This is a genomic window from Pseudomonas sp. OV546 (assembly GCF_900116845.1).
Classification (GTDB): Bacteria; Pseudomonadota; Gammaproteobacteria; order Pseudomonadales; family Pseudomonadaceae; genus Aquipseudomonas; species Aquipseudomonas petroselini.
Genome location: NZ_FPCE01000031.1, coordinates 1 through 4534, shown reverse-complemented (window position 1 = coordinate 4534; position 4534 = coordinate 1). Strand labels below are relative to the sequence as shown.

General features: G+C 51.4%; 6 protein-coding genes. 2 read left to right on the top strand and 4 right to left on the bottom strand.

Going from position 1 to position 4534, the window contains the following annotated elements:
* Nucleotides 1-121 precede the first annotated feature (121 nt).
* Complete coding sequence (locus tag BM403_RS31235) at nucleotides 122-568, bottom strand: GNAT family N-acetyltransferase (RefSeq protein ID WP_093547036.1); 447 nt, start codon at nucleotides 566-568, stop codon at nucleotides 122-124.
* A 388-nt stretch (nucleotides 569-956) separates the two neighbouring features.
* Nucleotides 957-1541 (bottom strand): hypothetical protein, encoded by a 585-nt coding sequence (locus BM403_RS31225; protein WP_256577271.1) that lies wholly within the window; start codon nucleotides 1539-1541, stop codon nucleotides 957-959.
* Nucleotides 1542-1591: 50 nt separating this feature from the next.
* Here BM403_RS31225 and BM403_RS31220 point away from each other — a divergent pair, with 50 nt between their 5' ends.
* Nucleotides 1592-2059 carry a DUF1203 domain-containing protein gene (locus BM403_RS31220; RefSeq protein ID WP_093547030.1) on the top strand — a complete coding sequence of 156 codons (468 nt, stop codon included), beginning with the start codon at nucleotides 1592-1594 and terminating at the stop codon, nucleotides 2057-2059.
* Nucleotides 2060-2194: 135 nt separating this feature from the next.
* Here the strand turns inward: BM403_RS31220 and BM403_RS31215 are convergent, their stop codons facing one another.
* Together BM403_RS31215 and BM403_RS31210 are read right to left on the bottom strand one after the other, a co-directional pair.
* A complete protein-coding gene (locus tag BM403_RS31215) occupies nucleotides 2195-2608 on the bottom strand; it encodes a hypothetical protein (protein WP_093547027.1) in 414 nt (137 codons plus the stop codon).
* A gap of 247 nt (nucleotides 2609-2855) precedes the next feature.
* On the bottom strand, nucleotides 2856-3095 hold the full coding sequence (locus BM403_RS31210) for a DUF7660 family protein (protein WP_093547024.1): 240 nt from the start codon (nucleotides 3093-3095) through the stop codon (nucleotides 2856-2858).
* 400 nt (nucleotides 3096-3495) lie between these two features.
* On the opposite strand from BM403_RS31210, the gene BM403_RS31205 reads away from it, so the two are divergent.
* The gene (locus BM403_RS31205) at nucleotides 3496-3915 is read left to right on the top strand and encodes a contact-dependent growth inhibition system immunity protein (protein WP_093547020.1); all 420 of its coding nucleotides are present in this window, start codon (nucleotides 3496-3498) and stop codon (nucleotides 3913-3915) included.
* Nucleotides 3916-4534: the final 619 nt, after the last annotated feature.

The window sequence follows — 4534 nt, the reverse complement described above, 5'->3', positions numbered from 1 at the left end:
AGGAGTAAAGGAGCGGCGTTGTTTGGTCATCTGACACCTCGATCTGGCGAGCATTCTCGCCTAAATGGGTGTCCGGTTTCATTAGACCACTACAGTTCCTTCTGAGCCGAAAGCTGCCTGATCAGGCATTGACCAACTCCATGATGTGGGTGGCATGGACATCTTCTTTTCGACTGAAGCCGCAGCGCAAATAAAACGCGTCGCCTCCAGAAGTATCGGTGGAAAGACGCACCTTCTGAAAGTGAAGAGTTGCGTGTGCAACCAACGCGTTTACCAGCGCCTGACCGACGTGTTGATGCCTTGCCGCAGGTGCAACGTACACTCGCCGCAGCCTTGCGGTATCGGGCTTGTTATAGGGATCAACTGTTAGCCCTCCGATTCCTATCACTTGCTGGTTCGAATACGCTGCCATGAGACATTCACCGGGTGCGTTGAAGCGATTCTTTCCAGAATGCCACTCCGAAATCAGGCGCGTAAGAAACCGGAAACCTTCTGCAACGGCCTCTTTCTCCAAAGTAAGAACTTCCGCCGGCAGGTGCGTAATCTGTTGAATCTCGATTGGTTTCATTAATCGTCCCTGATTCGGTGTGAATCCTTTTGGCTGATCGAGGATGCATCGGGCGCATGCTATGAGCGATGCAAGTGGCAGCGCAGCTACCGACCTTTAGCTGACCTTCAAAATCAGACGATTTTGGCTTAAAGATTAGTCGCTAAAAGGCTGCGCTCCGGCGCGCTTGTACTGTTCGTTCCACCAGACGACAAGTTCGGCATGTTGTTCATGAGTGATCCACGCCACGTTCGTTTTGTCTGTTGGATCGCCCCCGCAAACCAACGGCTTCTCGGTAGGCTTTCATCGCAGCCAAGCTTTCATCCTGCGTGAGGACGATGAGGTAATCGTCGTTTTGCCAACCTTCGTTCATAAAATAATGACCCACTTCCAGTCGCTGCTAGGCGTCTTATCTGAGCGTAAAAACCAGAACCGCCAAATTTCCCACTATACCGAGGACCACCCACGCAAACGCTACCAGTGCCTTGAAGACCTTCCGCGAGGGGCTGAAAACAACGCTAAGCAATGCCCCGATGAGGATGCCTGGAAAGCTGAATAAGTAGAAAAGCCACCCCATGGAGTCTGTGACCCAGAGGTGGAAAAGGAACAAGTACAGCCCCATGGCAGTCGCCATTCCTCCCAGCGATTCTCGTGACGCTTTGCACAACAACGCGATGCAAAGCACTGCCACTTGCGGTAACCAGGTGCATGCAAAGTTCTCCAGGAAGAAGGGGCCTTTTCCGGTTGTGTAGACGGCAACGGCAAGGCCCAATCCGACGCCGATGGTTGCCGGCGGAATACGACTGAACTGTGTAGGGTTATTTTCCATCGATCTCATTCCCTGTGACCTTTTTGATGCGGATGGTTCGTGAAAATCCGCAGCCTTTTTACAGTTAAATCCCGCCAAATCAAGCGACATTCGAAATGCCAGCTTTTTACCCAACAACCGGTCGCGGCAGCTTGAATAAAGCAGCAAGAATCGGATAGTAAGCACTGTACGAATTCCAGTCTGATAGCACTCCAAACCAAAATAGGAGTTCGACCATGGCGTTCCGTATAACTGGCCTTTCCCCGGAGCCATTTCAGTCACTGTTTGGGTTGCCCGACCAAGAGCTCGCGTCTCTCGGGATAAAGCGTTACATCGTCGACAGCAACCCAGGCTTTCCTGACCGTATCGAAATGAAGGATGCGGAGCTAGGTCAGAGTGTGCTTTTACTCAACCATGTCTGTCAGCCAGCCAAGACGCCATACCATGCCTCGCACGCGATCTTCATACGGGAGTGGGCCGCGCACGCTTACGACGCAGTCGATCAGGTACCCGAGTCTATGCGGATCCGCCTGTTATCACTTCGCGCTTTCACTGATGATGGGATGATGCTCGACGCCGACGTCGCTGATGGACTAGCAATAGAACCTGTCGTTACCCGGATGTTTGCCAATCCAGAGGTTAGTTACATTCACGTTCACAATGCCAAGCAGGGTTGCTACTCCGGGCGAATAGATCGGGCTTAGTTACCGCAGGTGTTTGTGGTTCGTCTTCGATTTTGCTGGTCACTCGCTGGGCGGTATTGGCCGATTGCTGTCGCAGGTGACAGGCTGCTATCGGCCAGAAGCGGTCATTTAGACAGGAAAAAACAAACCGGCTCGCTAACCCCGCTTTTTGACCGGCATCGGCCAATGCTTTAGACCTTCCTCAGCGTACTTGCTTAGGCCAGGGTCGAGCTGTTGTGTCATGAGTTCCAAAGCTACCTTTGAATCGCTAGAGCCAATACGCGCTAATGCATAAGCGCACTTGCGCTGGAACTCTTCCAGGTTGCCCCACCTGATCAGGTGCTCGAAATTTTTCTGCACGGCTTCCGTAATCGCGTACGTCGCGCAGTTTTCCCCGATTAACCCCAACTCGAAAACGATGTCTTCATGCTCTTCATGCCAGTCTTCCAGCAGGAGCTTCGCCAAAAGTGGCGCGGTAATTTGTGCGTCGACGCCGACGAGTGCAGCCCAGAAGGCCGCACCGTCTTTGGCCCGTAAAGCGGACTCAGTTTTCTCATACAGCCCGCTCATGGGAACTTTGCTCCTGGCTATAAACAGATATCTGGAAAACGGCAGTGTGAATCGCCCTCAGTTTTCCAGACACATCCAAGGTCTGCAATTGGCAGATTACTGCCTGTCGCGACCGGCTGAAAACGACCCAACGCAGCCAGTGACAATTGGCAGTGACCGACCAGGATCGGTCGATCGTGAGGTGGAGCCGAGCCCGTTCCGCTACCCGGTAGACGCAACGCTTAAAGCGAATAAACACTTCACGTGTTTACTCGTAGATTTTTCCGCAGTACAAAAAATTAGCGAATTGCCCCCAAGGATTGGAGGCTTGAAGCCCTTGATCGACGCCAAAATTACTGGCCTCGGCCCATGCAATAGCTCCGTCCAAGAAGGCTTCTATCGTCCCGTTTTCCCAGTCACCATTCGATTTGTCTTCCGCCAGGGCGTGGGCAAAAGCCAGAAAGGAATTGGCGTCCTTGACCTGATCCAATTGCTCATGAAGCTCCATGGGTTCCTCCGCTCAAAGTCATAAGTAGCTCGTCGGATTATCCATCGAGCGACTCACGTCCGCTACGGGTCGGTAGTAGCCTGTAATGAAGCGCTGCTATCGGCCAGAAGCAGCCACTCGGCCCACGGCAACAACGGTCCAATGAGCTCAAAGGTGAGGATGGAATCTCGGTTGAGAAGGCCAATTAGCTCGGCGATCAGACACTCGCTGCTCGAAAGCACATCACTACCCAGCATTGAGAAGGCATACTGCCACTCTGAGAAACTGCTTGGATGGCTAAGAGGGCTTACCAGCCATGCCGAAACGCTTAAGAATGTAATTAGCCCAGAGGCGCAAGCGGCCCGACAGGCAGCTTTAGATACTTTAAAACGTATCTCTGACCTCTAAATGGTGCGGGTGTATGAAAAAAACATTTCGCCAAATAGATGAGAGTAATGGGTTTAAGTGGGAAGTTGAGCCTGATCCTGATGAGTCTGCGCTTGAGTCATGGCACAGGTCGATTCTGGACACTCCGATAACTGAGCTCGATATCGGCGACCTTTGCAGATCGGTCAGGCAAGATATGTATACGTCGGAATTATTGCCTATCGTGGTTCGCGAGTTGGATAAGGAAGTGCTGGTAGGATTTCTGGATGACGCCGAGTTGCTAAAAGGAACCTCAAAATTATCGGAGGCAGTCTGGGCGAAAAATTTACTGCTGACGCAAAAAATGTTGAATATTCTGAGGAGAGATAAAGAGCTTATTGCTGTGGAGCCTCGCGCTGTCGAATATGCTCATGCTCTAGAGAGGAAACTGCTGGCAGCGCTTAATGGTAAATGACATAAGAAGGAAAAGGGTAAAGGGGGACAGATTTGAATGGCACTTAATTAACAGCTAACAGGCTGATCTGATTACAGAAAAATAAAAAAAGGCCGCCCTCGGTCTACGGTGATAGTTGCGAAAAGGTCAGTGACATAAAGGACTATACACAGCCGCATCTGCGCAATTGTATGACCGATATTCCATCCATCCCGACGCAGAGCAGCAGGGAATTTATCTTGTGATCTGGTTCGGCGGCGATGAACTGGTCGCAAACAAAAAATACAACCTTAAACTCCGCTTCGGAACTGAAGGCCAGCATCGAAGAGACGCTCCCGCCTGAGCTAGTTGGGCTAATTGATGTGTTCGTCTTGGACGTTTCCGAGTCCTAAAGTTATGCCTGAGACGCAGAGACGAAGACTATATGCGACAAGCCCAGGAGATTCGAAAAATAGCACTCTGAGTCGTCCAGATTTTTTATACGCTTGGTGCAGTGACAACGCCCGCTAATGGGCCGGTAGCGTGCGTTTCCAAACGTCCGCTTATGGCCGATTTCTGCCTGTCGCGACTGGCTGAAATCGCCATTCAGCAAACCGGATCCCGATAACGTCTTATCCAGGAATACTGGAAGGATTTAGGC

Bases quoted from the DNA above. Each gene is read 5' to 3' on its own strand.
- BM403_RS31235 (WP_093547036.1), bottom strand. From the start codon at position 568: ATGAAACCAATCGAGATTCAACAGATTACGCACCTGCCGGCGGAAGTT.
- BM403_RS31220 (WP_093547030.1), top strand. From the start codon at position 1,592: ATGGCGTTCCGTATAACTGGCCTTTCCCCGGAGCCATTTCAGTCACTG.
- BM403_RS31215 (WP_093547027.1), bottom strand. From the start codon at position 2,608: ATGAGCGGGCTGTATGAGAAAACTGAGTCCGCTTTACGGGCCAAAGAC.
- BM403_RS31210 (WP_093547024.1), bottom strand. From the start codon at position 3,095: ATGGAGCTTCATGAGCAATTGGATCAGGTCAAGGACGCCAATTCCTTT.
- BM403_RS31205 (WP_093547020.1), top strand. From the start codon at position 3,496: ATGAAAAAAACATTTCGCCAAATAGATGAGAGTAATGGGTTTAAGTGG.